Origin of the sequence: Kitasatospora sp. NPDC001527 (assembly GCF_040298605.1) — a bacterium.
In the GTDB taxonomy this organism is placed as follows: domain Bacteria; phylum Actinomycetota; class Actinomycetes; order Streptomycetales; family Streptomycetaceae; genus Kitasatospora.
The window spans coordinates 33,685-48,721 of sequence record NZ_JBEPAM010000045.1; the positions used below are offsets into that span (position 1 = coordinate 33,685).

General features: G+C 72.8%; 13 protein-coding genes and 2 pseudogenes. 9 read left to right on the forward strand and 6 right to left on the reverse strand.

Annotated elements, in window-relative coordinates:
- Positions 1 to 627 precede the first annotated feature (627 nt).
- On the forward strand, positions 628 to 1,170 hold the full coding sequence (locus ABT238_RS30515; protein ID WP_350801710.1) for a GNAT family N-acetyltransferase: 543 nt from the start codon (positions 628 to 630) through the stop codon (positions 1,168 to 1,170).
- Here the strand turns inward: ABT238_RS30515 and ABT238_RS30520 are convergent.
- The 3 genes from ABT238_RS30520 to ABT238_RS30530 all read right to left on the reverse strand — a co-directional run bounded on the left by ABT238_RS30520 (position 1,140) and on the right by ABT238_RS30530 (position 3,490).
- Positions 1,140 to 1,766, reverse strand: coding sequence for a VOC family protein (locus ABT238_RS30520; protein ID WP_350801797.1), 627 nt, complete (start codon positions 1,764 to 1,766; stop codon positions 1,140 to 1,142). The two genes, ABT238_RS30515 and ABT238_RS30520, sit on opposite strands and share 31 nt — an antisense overlap.
- A gap of 92 nt (positions 1,767 to 1,858) precedes the next feature.
- Positions 1,859 to 2,887 (reverse strand): LLM class flavin-dependent oxidoreductase, encoded by a 1,029-nt coding sequence (locus ABT238_RS30525; RefSeq protein ID WP_350560026.1) that lies wholly within the window; start codon positions 2,885 to 2,887, stop codon positions 1,859 to 1,861.
- A 93-nt stretch (positions 2,888 to 2,980) separates the two neighbouring features.
- Positions 2,981 to 3,490: a MarR family winged helix-turn-helix transcriptional regulator gene (locus ABT238_RS30530; RefSeq protein WP_350560029.1), complete on the reverse strand. Its 510-nt coding sequence runs from the start codon at positions 3,488 to 3,490 to the stop codon at positions 2,981 to 2,983.
- Between the two features lie 776 nt (positions 3,491 to 4,266).
- Between ABT238_RS30530 and ABT238_RS30535 the strand changes: the two genes are divergently transcribed.
- The 6 genes and pseudogenes from ABT238_RS30535 to ABT238_RS30560 all read left to right on the forward strand — a co-directional run bounded on the left by ABT238_RS30535 (position 4,267) and on the right by ABT238_RS30560 (position 8,914).
- Positions 4,267 to 4,476, forward strand: coding sequence for a hypothetical protein (locus ABT238_RS30535; RefSeq protein WP_350560032.1), 210 nt, complete (start codon positions 4,267 to 4,269; stop codon positions 4,474 to 4,476).
- Between the two features lie 630 nt (positions 4,477 to 5,106).
- Positions 5,107 to 5,310, forward strand: a complete 204-nt coding sequence (locus ABT238_RS30540) for a cold-shock protein (protein ID WP_030918248.1) — start codon at positions 5,107 to 5,109, stop codon at positions 5,308 to 5,310.
- A gap of 365 nt (positions 5,311 to 5,675) precedes the next feature.
- On the forward strand, positions 5,676 to 7,217 hold the full coding sequence (locus ABT238_RS30545; RefSeq protein ID WP_350801722.1) for a DEAD/DEAH box helicase: 1,542 nt from the start codon (positions 5,676 to 5,678) through the stop codon (positions 7,215 to 7,217).
- 135 nt (positions 7,218 to 7,352) lie between these two features.
- Complete coding sequence (locus ABT238_RS30550; protein ID WP_350801725.1) at positions 7,353 to 7,730, forward strand: CBS domain-containing protein; 378 nt, start codon at positions 7,353 to 7,355, stop codon at positions 7,728 to 7,730.
- A 22-nt stretch (positions 7,731 to 7,752) separates the two neighbouring features.
- Complete coding sequence (locus ABT238_RS30555; protein ID WP_350801728.1) at positions 7,753 to 8,268, forward strand: hypothetical protein; 516 nt, start codon at positions 7,753 to 7,755, stop codon at positions 8,266 to 8,268.
- Between the two features lie 218 nt (positions 8,269 to 8,486).
- Positions 8,487 to 8,914 (forward strand): annotated as a pseudogene (locus tag ABT238_RS30560) (transposase).
- A gap of 408 nt (positions 8,915 to 9,322) precedes the next feature.
- Here the strand turns inward: ABT238_RS30560 and ABT238_RS30570 are convergent.
- A complete protein-coding gene (locus ABT238_RS30570) occupies positions 9,323 to 10,345 on the reverse strand; it encodes an ArsR/SmtB family transcription factor (protein ID WP_350801739.1) in 1,023 nt (340 codons plus the stop codon).
- A 250-nt stretch (positions 10,346 to 10,595) separates the two neighbouring features.
- Here ABT238_RS30570 and ABT238_RS30575 point away from each other — a divergent pair, with 250 nt between their 5' ends.
- Together ABT238_RS30575 and ABT238_RS30580 are read left to right on the forward strand one after the other, a co-directional pair.
- A complete protein-coding gene (locus ABT238_RS30575; RefSeq protein WP_350801740.1) occupies positions 10,596 to 10,862 on the forward strand; it encodes a hypothetical protein in 267 nt (88 codons plus the stop codon).
- 1,065 nt (positions 10,863 to 11,927) lie between these two features.
- A complete protein-coding gene (locus ABT238_RS30580) occupies positions 11,928 to 12,371 on the forward strand; it encodes a hypothetical protein (RefSeq protein ID WP_350801743.1) in 444 nt (147 codons plus the stop codon).
- A gap of 413 nt (positions 12,372 to 12,784) precedes the next feature.
- On the opposite strand, the gene ABT238_RS30585 is transcribed toward ABT238_RS30580, so the two are convergent.
- Both ABT238_RS30585 and ABT238_RS30590 read right to left on the reverse strand, forming a co-directional pair.
- Entirely contained in the window at positions 12,785 to 13,951 is a 1,167-nt protein-coding gene (locus ABT238_RS30585) for a glycoside hydrolase family 1 protein (protein WP_350801801.1), read from the reverse strand.
- A 216-nt stretch (positions 13,952 to 14,167) separates the two neighbouring features.
- A pseudogene (locus ABT238_RS30590) lies at positions 14,168 to 14,884 on the reverse strand (tyrosine-protein phosphatase); the annotation flags it as partial.
- Between the last annotated feature and the right edge of the window lie 153 nt (positions 14,885 to 15,037).

Genomic DNA, 15,037 nt, shown 5'->3' on the forward strand with positions numbered 1-15,037 from the left:
CCGAGCGCCCCGCCGCGCCGGTCGGAGCTGTGGCACGACAGTCGTCCCGGAGCACCGGGGGACCGGTCGTGGACCACCCGCCGCGCCGTCGCCGCGGGCTGGCCATCGGCATCGCTGCCCGCTGTCCCCTCACGGGCCGCCGCCTCTGCCGGGCCGTGGCCCCGTCCAGCGTGCTGCTCGCCCGCCGCGCGCCGCGGTGCCGGACAGGACGACCAACCCGTTCGGGAGCACTTTCCACCGAGGGTCGGTGTGGGATTCGGGCAAGGAGCAGGAGGAGGGCGGTCGGGCCGGTGGCCGTGACGGGGTCGGGTTATGTGCTCGGCACCGACGCGCGGGCCATCACCGCGAGGTACCGCTCACCCGCTGATCCGGCCTGTCGAGGCCTGCCAGGGCCGGACCGCGTAGGCCGTTTCCGGCGGGCAGGAGCGCGGGCCGCTCCAGGGGCTGGACCAGGGCGCGGGTACCACGGTGGTGCTCCGGCGGGATCAGGCCGGCCGCCGTGGCGGGGGAACCGAGGTGCCGGCGTCTGGCGGACGGCGGCTCAGGTGGCCGGTTCCTGTGCGGTGTCCGGCCGGGCGGGGCGGGGGCGGGGGTGCCGACGGGCGGGGGGCTGCGAGAATCCGGATCGTGACGGTCGACTGGAACAGGGACGGTGTGGTCTTCCGGCGTGCTGCCGGTGAGCACACGCACGAGGTGCTGGGCGTGCTGGACGAGGCCGCGGCCTGGCTCGGTGCGAAGGGTGTCCGGCAGTGGCCGGCGCGGTTCGGCGCGCACTGGGTCGAGGGTGCGATCGCCCGCGGTGAGACCTGGCTGGTGGACGTCGACGGCGAGCCCGCGGGCACGTTCACCCTGGACTGGGCGGACCCGATGTGGGCGGACATCGGCGGCACCGCCGGGTACGTCCACCGGCTCGCGGTGCGGCGCCGGGTGCCGGGGCTCGGCGCGGTGATCCTGGACCGGGCCCGCGAGGCGGCCCGGGAGAGGGGCGTCGACGCGCTGCGCCTGGACTGCGTGCGGCACAACGGCCGGCTGCGGGCGTACTACGAGGGGCGGGGGTTCGTGCACCGGGGGGACGTGCCGGTGGACGGCCCGCCCGGGTCGCGGGCACAGGACGCCCGTCCGGCGGTCTGGCTCAGCCGTTACGAACTGCAGCTGCCGCCGGGGGCGTGATGGCGCGCCCGCGCGTCAGCGGGGGTCGCTACTGCGCGGGTCTCCTCGGCCTGATGGGGGTGTCGGCTTGTGCCACCGGCCGGACTGTGGCGGTGCCACGGGCGCGGGCACGCCGGCTTCCCCGCACCCTCACCAGGCCCGCGGCACGGTGCGCGCCGGTGCCGGCGGTGGTGGGCGACTGCCTCCGGCGCGGGTGCGGTGGCCGTTCGGTGGACGCGGAACTCGTTGCCGGCCGGGTCCTGAAGGACGGCCCGGGTCGGACCCGGGACGCTGTGCTCGCGGGCGGCGCTCGCCCCCGGACCGGCCAGCCGTTGCACCTGCTGCGCCAGGGTGATGCCGGGTGCGGTGGCGAAGTCGAGGTGCGCACGGTTCCTGCCCTGCCCTGCCGTTGCTCGGCCGCACGCCGGAACCCGGGCGCCGGTGACTGCCGCGCCGTGACGATGACGAAGTCTCCGTCGTCCTGGGTGATTTCGCCTCCCGGCGCGGTGGCCCACCACCGGGCCGGCTCTTGCGGCCGCGAACAGCCCACCGTGATCATCACTGTGGACGGACTCATGGTCGCCACCCTGGCCACGGCCACCGACAACGGCCCTCATCACCTGTTCGCGGCCGTCCCACCCCACCGCCGGCACGCGCCGCCGTGAGCTCCGCGGACGAGCTCTTGCCCGTGCCTCGTCCCGCCGGGCCGTTACGCGTCGTCCAGCGGGCGGCTGGGCAGTTCGCGGCGGAGTACCGGGGCGATCTCGGTGAAGAACAGTTCCAGTGTGCCGAGGTAGTCCGCGCGGTCCAGGACCTCGCCGTCCACGTGCAGGTGGAGCAGTTCGTGGCCGAAGTGCGCGTGCTGGCCCAGCACTTTCTCGATGATCTGCTGCGGGCTGCCGACCAGTACCGAGCCGTGTTCGATCCAGTCCTCGACGGTGTCGAAGCGGATCGAGCCGCCGTCGAGGGCCCGGTTGACCTTCAGGCGGGCCTCGAAGACCGGGCGGTAGCGCGCCACCGCCTCCTGCGAGGTGCGGGCGCCGAAGTAGCCCGCCGTGCCCGCGCCGACCAGGGCGCGGGCCGGGTCGTGGCCGTAGGCCGCCCAGCGTTCCCGGTAGTGGCGCACGATCGCGGCGTAGGGGCCGATGGCGCCGGCGCCGTTGGGGGTGAACAGCGGGTCGCCGTGGCGGGCGGCGAAGTCGGCGGAGTCCGGGTTGCTCCCGGCGCCGTGCCAGATCCGGATCTCGGGCCGGAAGGGGCGCGGCAGCGCTTCGGCGTCCTCCAGCGAGCGGCCGAGCCGGCCCTGCCAGGTGACCTTCTCCTGCCGCCACAGCCGGCGGAACAGCAGGTAGTTCTCCTGGAGCAGCTCCCACTGGTTCTCCCGGGTGACGCCGAACAGGCGGGAGGAGCGCGGGTAGGCGCCCTTGGCGACGATCAGGTCCAGCCGGCCCCCGGCGAGGTGGTCCAGGGTGGCGTAGTCCTCGTAGGCGCGCAGCGGGTCGAGCATGCCGAGGGTGGTGACGGCGGTGAACAGCCGTATCCGCGTGGTGACGGCGGCGATGTGGGCGAGCAGGACGGGCGGGGAGCTGGAGACGGCGGGGCGGTCGTGCCGCTCGCCGATGCCGTAGGCGTCGAAGCCCAGCTCCTCGGCGAACACGGCGTAGTCGACGAGTTCGCGGAGCTGGTCGTGGTCCGGCTTGGACTGGTCGGGCAGGTGGGGCAGGAGCAGGAAGCGCATGGCGGTCCCCCCGGTGCGGCATAGAGCATCGAGTTGATGTGTCAACTCCAGCATGGGCGTGCCGGGTTGACACGTCAACCGGCTTCGGGGGTTTCAGGGCGCGGGCCGCTCGTCCTTCAATCGTTCCGTCAGGGTGGCGGAAATGCCGACGAGTGCCCGCCGCTGATCCTCCGTCAGGGGATCGGTGAGCCAGCGGCGGATGTGCGCCGCGCGCCGGGGCAGCGCGGCGGCGACGGCGGCCCGGCCCTCCTCCGTGAGGGCCACCACGGCGCCGCGCCCGGTGTCCGGGCAGGGCTCGCGGGTGACCAGGCCGCGCCCGGCCATCCGGGTCAGGTGGTGGTGCAGCCGGCTCTTCTCGAACTGGGTGACGCCGCTCAGCCGGTAGGGCCGCAGCTTCCCGCCGGGGGCGGCCAGCAGGGCCTGGAGGATGGCGAGGTCCGGCTCGGACAGGCCGGTCTCCTGCTGCAACTGCTGGGCGAGGCGGCGCCAGAACAGCACCTGGGTCTCGAAGAAGCCGCTCCAGACCTCGTCCTCCTGCTCGTCCAGCCACCCCGCCCGGTCGGCCTGCCCCGCCTGCCCCGTCCGCTCCGCCCGCTCAGCCATGCGGCCGATGCTATCGACCGCACGGCGTTGCCCGCGTTGCCGGCGCTGTCCCTGCGGGCAGCGCCCCCCGGAGGGGCGGCGCGCCGTCCGCCACCGTTTTGATCCGGCGCCGCCCCCGGGGACGATGCTCGCCTGACCCGGACGACTCCCGGACCCCGCCGTAGGCGGAACGGGTGATGACCGACCAGGACGGCCCGGCCCGGAGCGTCTCTGCGAAGCCGTCCCCGACATCGGGCGGGCCGGCAACTGAGCCAGCGCCGCGAACGGCCGGTTCGTGGCCGGAAGAGCCCCCGGCCGCCACCGGTCCGCAGGTCTCGTGTCTGCGCCACGGCGGCCCCACCGCAGCACCACCGGGCCGCTGATTTTGCCGGGTCATTTGGGTTCGGGCACGGATTTCGTGAAGCCGATCAGTAGGTTGTCACGGTCTGTGTCGGCGGCTGGCCGCGACGAGGAGGAGTCGTTTCCGGAGCAAGGGCGGCTTCGCTCGACCGAACATGCCGCGCTTGAGGGCCTTGAGGTCGTTGGCGCGGCCCTCGACCGGGCCGGATGACCGGTTGGTGCTCATGCCGCAGACGACGGCGTCGAGGTCGGGGATCAGTCCGGCGGCGAAGCCGGCCAGGCCGCTCCGGCTGTAATCCCCAGTGCATGACGGAGGGCCCAGAGCGCGATACCCGAGGCCCTCCTGCTTCGCTCAGGCCGCACCTTCGAGGTGTGCTGCCCGCCACCCGGCGCACGCCGAGTGGCGAACCCGCTCCAGGGCCAGGAACAGTCGATACATGACACAGACCACATGGACCGAAGCCAGAATCGAGCTCCCCGCCACCGAGGGCGGCCACGCCGCAGACACAGGCTTGGCCCTCATCGGCCCGGACGGCTGGGTGCACGTCAAGCCGGACATTAGCGGCGGCGGGGGCTTCAGGTCCTACCCGCCCCAGACGGTCTCCAAGATCACCTGGAAGACCGATCCGTGGTCCGCGGACCAGTAGCGCACGCGAAAGGGCCCCGGCACCGAAGCGCCGGGGCCCTGCCTGCTGCTACGCCGCGCCGTCCGGATCCTTGGGCTATAGCCGCAGGCACAGGTCCTTCAGGCCCGACCGACATCCCCAAGCGCGGCTGGATCGCGATCCTCAGACGCACCGGCCGCGAGTCCTCGCCGACGAACTGCCGGACCGGGCCGCAGCGCTCACCTGATACGCGGTGCTGGCGATCTTCCCCGCGCTGCTGGTCCTCGTCTCCAAGGCCATGCGCCTGGAGCCGGGCCACGGGGAGGAGACTCCTACCGCGGAAAGGGGCGCCTTGTCGGCAGGGGCGCGCTACGGAGCTGCCGGCTCAACCAGACTTTCCTTCATGCGTGTTGACGGTCGTGGGCGCCCCGCGCCCCGCGGCTCCGGGAAGAGGCCCCGCAGAACCGGGGGTGGAATATCCCCCCGAGGCGGGCCTGGGCCTGCTAGGGTCTCCCTAGTTGCAGTAGTGGTTCCCATGAACTTTGTGTGCGCCTGCTGATGTTTCGCAGGCGCCTTTTTGTTTCCCGGCTCTTCCCCGGGTGGGTGCTCATCGCGGCGACTCGGAGTCCGCACTGTGCGGGCTTCGGACAGCCCCTTGAAGGAGATTTCTTTATGGCTAATGGCACTGTGAAGTGGTTCAACGCGGAAAAGGGCTTCGGCTTCATCGAGCAGGAGGGTGGCGGTCCTGACGTGTTCGCCCACTACTCGAACATCAACGCCAACGGCTTCCGTGAGCTGCTCGAGGGCCAGAAGGTCGAGTTCGACGTCACGCAGGGCCAGAAGGGCCCGCAGGCCGAGAACATTCGTCCGCTGTAGTTTCTGCCACGGCACCCGCCTGGTAGCGAGGGGCCCGCACCGCGTACACGATGCCCGGTGCGGGCCCCTCGGCATTGCGCCGCCATGCGCATTCCCCGGCCGTCCCCGGCCCCTGGCTCCGCCACCGGCGGCCATCCCCACGCGAGACGCGCAGCGCCGCGTCCGGATCGGCGCCCTCCCGTGACACCCACGGTTCGAGGTTCTTCGCTCCCGCCCCGCGGTGAGTGCTGACCTGAGGTGACGTGCCGCACGGTTTCACCGTCCACGCCCCGCACTCCATACTTTCGGCCCGTTCCCTGCGGCCTCCTGCCGGCGCCCCGCGCTGCGGAGCCGCCTCGCGACGTGCCGCCCCAGGAAGGTTTCCCATGAACCGCTCCAGCCGCTCCCCGCACAAGAGCGCCAACTCCCGCTCCTCGGCCTCCTCCCGCTCCGGCGGCAGCTCCTTCTACGGCGACCGGCCCTCCAGCAGCGGGGGGCACTCGCCCGGACGAACTGGTCGTCAGGGTGTTTCCGTGCAGCGTGAGTTCGCGATGCCGGTGAGCACCACTCCGGCACTGCCGGCCGTCGAGACCTTCGAGGAACTGGACATGCCGAAGGCGTTGCTGTCGGTGCTGACCCGCCAGGGCGTCACCGCGCCGTTCCCGATCCAGGCCGCCACGCTGCCGAACTCGCTCGCCGGCCGCGACGTTCTCGGACGGGGCCGCACCGGCTCCGGCAAGACCATCGCGTTCGGTCTGGCCGTGCTGGCCCGCACCGCGGGCCGGCGCGCCGAACCCCGCCGACCGCTGGCCCTGGTCCTGGTCCCCACCCGCGAACTCGCCCAGCAGGTCACCGACGCCCTCACCCCCTACGCCCATGCGGTGCGCCTGCGCATGGCGACCGTGGTCGGCGGGGTGTCGATCGGCCGCCAGGCCCACGCCCTGGACCGCGGGGCGGAGGTCGTGGTGGCCACGCCCGGCCGGCTCAAGGACCTGATCCGGCGGGGCGACTGCCGGCTGGACGGGGTCGGCATCACGGTGCTCGACGAGGCCGACCAGATGGCGGACATGGGCTTCCTGCCGCAGGTCACCGAGCTGCTCGACCAGGTGGCCGAGGGCTGCCAGACGATGCTGTTCTCCGCGACCCTGGACCGCAACGTCGACCGCCTGGTCCGCCGATTCCTCAAGGACCCGGTCACCCACTCGGTGGACCCGTCCGCGGGAGCGGTCAGCACCATGGAGCACCACGTCCTCCATGTGCAGAACCACGACAAGAACGCCACGATCGCGCACATCGCGTCCCGCGACGGCGGGGTGATCATGTTCATCGACACCAAGCACGGCGCCGACCGCCTGGTGGAGGACCTGCTCGCCAACGGCGTCAAGGCCGCGGCCCTGCACGGCGGCAAGTCCCAGCCGCAGCGCACCCGCACCCTGGAACAGTTCCGCACCGGCCAGGTCACGGCGCTGATCGCGACCAACGTCGCCGCCCGCGGGATCCATGTCGACGGCCTCGACCTGGTCGTCAACCTCGACCCGCCGAACGACCACAAGGACTACCTGCACCGCGGTGGGCGCACCGCCCGGGCGGGCGAGTCCGGCACCGTCGTCACCCTCGTCCTGCCCAACCAGCGCCGCGAGATGGCCCGGATGATGACCACCGCCGCCATCACCCCCGTCACCACCAGGGTCAGCGCCGGCGACGAGGACCTGGCCCGCATCACCGGCGCCCGCGTGCCCACCGGCATCCCCACCGTGATCGCGGCCCCCGTCGTCGAGCGCCCGCGCCGCAGCCCGTCCACGAGCCGCAACCGCCGCAGCCGCCCCGCCCGCACCGTGGGCGCCACCGGCACGGCCGCTGTGGGCCGGGTCGGCCAGGGTTCCTCCGGCCGCCGCCGGGCACCCCGCCGCGTCGACCTCGCCGCCTAGCAAGCAGACCGGGCCCGGACCGCCGCCGTGGTCCGGGCCCACCGGACACACCGGCGCCCGCCGCCGGCCGTCCCACCGTCGTCAGCGCCCCGACCACCGCCGGCCCCGGCGGAAGCGACCCAAAGGAGTCCGCCCATGACCCTCACCCTCGAACCCCCCGCCGCCACCGCGGTCCGCGACCTCATGACCCACCCCGAGCTCCAGATCAGCGACGACGTCATGCTTGACGTGGCGATCCACATCCTCCACGGCTCCGGCGCCGACCACCTCCTGGTCCGCGACGACGACGGCCGCTGCGCGGGCCTCCTGACCCGGCGGCACCTCGCCCCGTTCCAGGCCCGCTCCCGGACCACCGCGCGTACCCCGGTACGCGACATCGTCCTCGACCGGGCCCCGTTCGCCACCCCCGACATGCCCGTCGCCACCGCGGCAGCCGCCATGCGCGCCCGGGACCTGGTCGTGTGGCCGGTCGTCGACCACGACGGCCACGCCGTCGGCCTGCTCACCATCTGAGGGCACCCCTGAACTCGACGAGTTGCAGCGCGCGGGCGTCATCCATCTCCTGCGCGAGGCGTTCGACGCGATCGAGGCCGTCGACGGGGAGGACGGCGAGGTCGTCGAGATCACCGATACCTTCATCGGTGTCCATCCCGAGGGCGCGCTGCTGAAGGCGTTCGTCGACGCGCCCTCGCTGGAGGATGCCGAAGCCGCTGTCGAGGCCGTGGCCGGCGAGATCGTGGAGGGCTGTGAGCCGCTCGCCGGGTGGTCGATCGGCAAGTGCGAGCCCGCCACCGCCGCCCGCAGGCTGGCCAGGAAGGCGGAGTACCGGATCCGCTCGTCCCCGCTCGGGCCGTTCTCCGACAGGTCGAACCACACGTGGGACATCTGTCGCCACTCGGTGCGGGCCTGGGCGGTCCCGGCTCCGCCGAGCACGCCCGTGAGGGTCATGCTCAGGCCCCACGCCGGCGAGGAGGACGGAACGGAGCCGTGCGCGGACGGTGGTGCGCTTCTTCAGCTTCTTCTCTCGTGTACTGCCGGAGCCGGGTCCTGACGCCCTATCCGGTTCGCGGAAGCGCTGACAAGGGCGCCGCGGTGTTCTTCCGGGCAGCATCGTGGCGCGACGGCGAATGGCCTGTGCATGCCGGGAACGGGGCGCCGCGAACCCCGAGCAGGGGACAGCCGGACCTCCATGGAGGCGGACGGAGGAGGGGCCGAACGCCTCCCGAGGCTTAGACCGTGTCCTATGTGGTGGTGGCTCGTTGATCGGGCATGGGGCGGGGTACGTGGAGTTGGATTGTTCCGGACGGGTTGTGGGAGATCGCGAGGCCTTTGATCCCACCGGAGCGGGTGCGGCCACAGGGCGGCGGAACAGCTAACACGCCTGATGAGACCCTGTTCGCGGCGATCGTGTACGTGCTGGTCAGCGGATGCGCGTGGCGCGCGAAGCGTACGACGTGCCTCATCTGCGGAAATGGCTTCGTGGCAAGCGGATCGGCGTCCGCATCGCCCGCAAGGGCATCGACTCCAGCGAGCGTCTCGGACGCCGCAGGTGGGTCATAGAACGGACGATGTCCTGGCTGAGCGGCTACCGCAGACTCAACCACCGCTACGAACGAGATCCCCGCAACTACCTGGCCTTCCTCGGCCTCGCCGCCACCCTCTGCTGCTACAAGCGCCTGACCCGCCTCACCACATAGGACACGGTCTTAGCCGTTCCCGATCGCCGCCCAGCGCACCGGCCCTGACTGCTGAGTGGGTGCCAGATGGGGGCGGCCGGGCCGCGCTCCGCCGCGGGAAGGGCCCAGGAAGCCGCACGCGGGATCGCTCCGGTACGGCCGCATCTGGTGAAGTTGCCTTCCGGCTTCGGTTGAGGGGGCCCGGTGGAGCAAGAGGCGCGCCAGGCAAAGCAGTTCGGGTACAGCGTCTCTCCCGTGGCGGCCCGGGAGACCCGGCAGGGCAGCGCCTGCGCGGCCGCCCTGGACGTCGTCGCCGCTGCTGGTTTTCTCGCCCGCGGGGGGTTCGGCGATCTGGAGGCGGGGGCGGTACGCGCGCCCTGCGGCTGTGGTCCACCGTTTTCGGAGGGCCGGGACAGTCTTTCTGGGCGGTCAAGTCCGGAAGTGATGGCCGTTGAGCAGGGCGCTGCCGAGGGGGGTGAGTGTGTGCAGGACGGCGCTGCCGTGTCTGGTGGTGGTGATGAGGCCGGCTTTGCGGAGGATGGAGGCCTGTTCGCTCGCGGTGGGCAGTGACGCGCGGAGGCGCTCGGCGAGCTGCCCGGTGGTGCAGGGTCCGTCGCTGATGGCATGGAGGGTGCGGGCCCGGGTGCGGCCCAGGAGCGCGGACAAGGCGCCGTCGATCTCGTGGTGGGACGTCGTCAGCAGTGCGGCGGCGTCGGACACGCCGCGCATCACGGGCAGGAAGAGCAGGACCGGTGCCTGGTCGTCCGCCGGGTTGGTGTAGGAGATCGGCCGGGTCTGGCAGAAGGCGGACGGCACCAAGAGCAGGCCCCGGCCCTCCAGGTTGACGGTGCCGGTGAGAGTGCCCCTGCCGATCTCCAGTGTCGGTGGCTTCCAGCGGAACTCGGGTGGCAGTGCGGCGAGCATCGCCTCGGGTCCGTCCTGGGCGAGCCTGAGCGCGTGCGTGGTCTGTTCGGCCCGCAGCCGGGGCAGGATCCGCTGCCAGTGGGGGGCCACGGCAACACGGTGGACGTCCTGGAGGAACGCGAGCAGTTCCTCACGGTCCTTCCGGTCGTACGCGATGTCGCCCCACGCCACACCGGCCCAGGGGCCCGTGCAGCGTGAGTAGTGGTCCCGAGCCTCGGCGGCCGCCTCGAGTTCGGTGTGCAGGTTCTCCGCCGGCGCGGCACGCAGTGCCTCGATCCCCTCCTCGACGGACGACGCGGCGCCGGTGACGGTGAACAGGTCCAGGACGGTCTCCCGGAAGAGGGACGAGGCCGGATGGACGGGGGCCGGAGACTGGGCGTGGACCTTGTGCCGCCAAGCGCCGAACATCGCCCGGCCGTGCGGCTGCTGCAGGGTTGTCAGCGCGTGCAGCGTCTCGCCGAGCGGGCCCCAGGTCGCCGCTATCCGAGTCCTGGCGAGGTCCTGCGGGGTGAACGTGATGCGTAACACGTGAGGCTACTCCCGGGCTCTGTTCGGACGTCCACCTTCTTTCCGCCGCCCATCGTCTCCGGCCGTGCACAGCTGCTTCAAGTGGGCCTCACCACAGGTGTTTCGGCGACGGCCGAAAGGACTGGGACCGCGCCTACGAGCACCGTCAGGATGGAGCCCGAAGGCGACGGGCCGGGGGAACCGCGAGACACAAGTGGTTCCCCGGGCCGGAAGGTCGCCCGAAATCGAGAACCCATCCAAGGAGGCGTTCATGCGTATCCGCCATGTTCTCGCGGCCACCGCAATCGGTGCCGCGCTCACCGTGGGGGCTGCGGCCGTACCGGCTGTGGCGGCCACGCCGCCGGTTGCGACCCCCAGTTCGGCCGCGCTCTACTGGGTGAACTCGGGCGAAACGTTCAACCGATTCGACCCCTGCAACCAGCGCGGCGCGTGGTACTGGGACAACTACTCGAACGTCTACAGCTGGGACTGCCGCTGGAGCGGCAGCACCTACAAGCTGTGGCTCCAGAAGGGCTGAGCAACCCCTCTGACGGACCTGCCCCTCGTTTCTAGCGGCTTGTCACCCGCCCATGCCCCGGGGGCCTGGGCGGGACGGTGCCGCGAGACGGGAGTCGATGTCCTGCCACTGCCCCAGGGATCGGGACGCTCCCTGGGGCAGTGGGTCTGTGGGTTGGTCGTGGCGACACCACGGTCTGAGCGGGCCGGAAGCAACGGCCTCTGGTCTCTCCGATAGCTGCCCGACACTGGTGGCCGCCCGCCGCGTGAGCCCTTGCGCGCTGGCGGGCGGCCTCAGAGGCGTTCAGGGCGGGGAAACTGGTCAGCTTGAGAGTCGGTCGACCAGGGAGCAGATGGCGTGTATGTCCCCGGAACGCCCGGCTTGCTTTGTTCACGGGTTGCGGAGTCAGTTCGTCACGATTTCGGGAGGCGCCTGCTGAACGGTGGAGCCGATGTTTACGAGAACGGGAGCCACCCGCCGACGTCCGGCAACGGCGCGGTGCTCGCTTCCGCCTGCCCCCGTAGCCAGCGCTTTTGGCCTGAGCCCCAGACGACCGCTACCCGGCGGCCTTCGGTCGCCACCGAGGTGCTGACCGCTGTCGTGAACATCCAGCTTGGGCGCTGACTCCCAAACTGCTGTCGAAACGCTGCTCTGCGATGTGAACAGAGCCACGCGTTCGGTGTGCACGCCTGCACCCGCCCCCGCGTGCACGCGAGAAAGAACGCCGACGCGGCGCGCGACGTCCCGCCGATCGGCGGCGTGGCCCAGGAGCTCGCGCTCGGCCAGGCGCGGTTGCGGGGCGACCGCAGGCCGGCCCGGCGCCTCGACACACACTCTCGGTCACACTCACCCCACACTCACTCAGCCCGGGAAAGTCCGTCCGCGCGGCCGTGGACAGGCATGATGGGCTGTTTCTCGGGTGAGTGAGTACGGAGTAAGTGTGACTGTTAGTCACTGGCAACCCGGGCACGCGCCGGTCGGACCGTCCGGCGGACGCGGCGCACGCAGTCACCTGGGTGACCGCGGGCCGGGCCGGCTCGTTGTCGGGAACGGACCGATTCGCCGCCACCGTGCCGGAGGACCCTGATGCCCGATCGGCTGCCGCCCGCCGCCGGCGCCGACGACGTCCGGGCCGCCCGCCTGCTCGCCGAGCAGGCGCTGAACGCCCTGGAGAGCGGGCAGCGCGACCTCGCCCGCGCGCTCGGCGCCCTCGCCCTGCTGCACGCCCGCCCAGCGGCCGACCCCGACGAGGCGGTACCGGCATGGGTGCCGGCGCAGGCCGCGCCCCGATCGAGGGAGCCCACCGCGCAGGACAGGATCCTGCTCGCCCTGGCCGCCGCAGACGGCGAGGGCTTCCGCCACCTCGATGAGATCACCGAGGCGTGCGGCATCCCGCGCAGAACGGTGGAGAACACGCTCACCCGCCTGGTCAAGGCGGGCCGGGTCGTTCGCAACCCGGCCACGCCCGGGGAGTACAGCGTCCGGCCGGCCGAGCCGACGGGAGCGCCGGCCCCGGCCGCAACCCCCTGAAAGGCCACAGGCCCCCGACCCCGGCCCGCGGCGCCGGGCGTACCCACGGGGCGGTGACGCCGGGTGACCTCCCCCTCCCTCCCCCCTGGCGCCGGAAGCCTCCCCGGCACAGGTCACGGGCCCGGGAAGCGTTCTCGCGGCGCCGGGGGAGGGAGGGGGGAGGTTGCGGAAAGTGGCGGTGGTGACCTGCCGTCCGGAGTCCGGCGTCCGGCCCCGGCTGCCGCACGCGGGTCCTGGTGTGGGTCCTGACGTGGGATTCCCCCCCCGCTGGCACCGCCTGCCCCGTTTCCGCTCGGGTGCCGAAGGTGGCTGCCGGGGCGGGGGCGTCGGTGGTGGCGGCGAGGAAATGTGTGACGGCCGGGCCGGTTGGCCGGCCGGGTATCGGCCGGCCAACCGGTGCGCGCGGGTGCCGGTCAGGCTAGGCGGCCCTCGCGGGCGAGGGCGCCGAGCCAGTGGGCGGAGGGCTTCGGGGTGCGCGCGAAGGTCTCCGGGTCCACCGCCACCAGGCCGAAGGTCGGCCGGTAGGAGCCCCATTCGTAGTTGTCGAGCAGGCTCCAGTGCAGGTAGCCGCGGATGTCCACGCCGTCGCGCAGGGCGTCGGCGAGACCGGCCAGCGCCTGCGTGGTGTAGGCGATCCGCTCGGTGTCGTCGGCGGTGGCGATGCCGTTCTCGGTGACCAGCAGGGGCACCTCCGGGCCGACCGTCCCGGCGGTGCGGCGGACCGCCTCACCGAGCGCCTGCGGGTAGTACTCCCAGCCCTTGATCGTGGTGCGGACGCCGTCGGCGACCGGGACCGGGCCGTCGACGCCGACCGGGGCGCGGGTGTAGGTCTGCACGCCGATCCAGTCGTCGCCGCGGGCGGCCTCGGTGAAGACGTCCTCCCGTCGGCGGGCCACGGCCGCGACGGTGGCCTCGGCGCCGGGTTCCACGGGGTAGAGGTTGAGGCCGGCGACCGTCCAGCCGATCAGCAGGCGGGGGTCGGCCTCGCGCAGCGCGGTGCTCGCGGCGCGGTGGGCCCGCACCAGCGCCTCGGTGATGTCCTCGCCGGGCTCGATCCGGTCGATGTCGCCCTCGACGGCGCCGCCCTCGGTGAACCGCTGCCTGATGGAGTGCATCCGGGCGAGGATGTTCGGCTCGTTGATGGTGGCCACGTACCGGACGCCGTCGAGCACCTCGGTGGCGGCGGTGGCGGCGTACCGGGCGAACAGCTCGGCGGCGTCGGGGGCGAGCCAGCCGCCGGCCTCGGCGAACCACTGCGGCAGGGTGATGTGCTGGAGCGTCACCACCGGGGTGAGGCCGCGGGCCAGGGCGCCCTCCACCATGGCCCGGTAGTGGGCCAGCGCGGCCCGCGAGTACCGGCCGCGCACCGGCTCGATGCGGGCCCACTCGATGCTGAACCGGTAGGCGTTGAAGCCGAGTCCGGCGAGCAGGTCCATGTCCTCGGGCCAGCGGTGGAAGCTGTCGGCGGCGTCGCCGCTGGGCTCGGGGATGAACGAGCCGGTGCGCTGTTCGAAGGCCCACCAGTCGCTGGTGGTGTTGTTGCCCTCGATCTGGTGGGCGGCGGTCGAGGCTCCGAACAGGAACCCTTCCGGTAGGGGGGCGCCGCTGACGCGGTCGCCCGCGTGAGCGTAGGCCCGGTGGCCGCAGCAGGAGGGCGGGTCCTCGGTGTCGACGGGGACGTCCTCGCGGGCGGCCTCGGTGCCGGACTCGCCGGCCGGCCGGGGTGCGTGCGGCTCCGACGGGGCGAGGTGTGCGGGGGTTTCGGAAGGGGCGGTGGCGGTGGCGTTGGTGCGGAAGGCGCGGAGGTCGGCCGGGTCGACGCCGCAGTGCAGGAGGAACTGCTGCGAGCTGCCGTGGCGTGCCCGGATGCCTTCCAGGAACGCCAGGATCGCCTCGGGCGGGGCCTGCAGCAGGAACGGGGGGAGCGTCGGCTGCCGGTCGGCCGCATCCGGTGCGCGGTTGAGCGGGATGGCGCGGGGGCGCTGGGCCAGTGCGGCGAAGACGTGCGGTACGGCGTCGGCCGAGCGGGCGTAGTCGGCCGCGATGCGTTCGGCGGGTACGTCGAGCAGGTCGAGCAGGAGTGCCACGAGGAGGCCGGTGCGGTCCTTGCCCGCCGCGCAGTGCACGAGAGCCGGGCCGTGCCGCACGATGGTGTGCACGGCGGTGGTGATCGCGGCCGGCGAGGACTCGGCCAACGCGAGGTAGAAGGCGCCGAGGTCGGCATCGGAGCGCATGGTTGTCATCAGGCGGTCCACGGAATCCGCCGCGGGGGCCAGGGACGCGTCGACGACGGTGATCCCGGCGGCTTCGACGGCCGTCCAGTCGGCCGGCTCGCGTTCGCCGGCGGAGCGCAGGTCCACGACGGCGCGGATTCCCGCGTCGCGCAGCTGGGCGACGGTGTCGGGCCCGGCGCTGGGGAACGCCTGGGCGGAGCGGAAGAGGACGCCGGGCCGGATCCAGGTGTGGTCGGGGTCCGACTGCCAGGCGGGGTCGCGGAAGTTGAGCAGGGACATGAGGACCTTTCGGTGGTGCGGGGGCGCTGTGTAGTGGAGGGCCGGCGGCGTCCGCGTGTCGTCTCGGCGGGCGAGGCGCTGGGGACGGTCTCGGCGCCGGGGTGTCAGGGACGCCGTGGGGCACGGGGGCCGAGGAGAGCGGTGTCCGGCCGG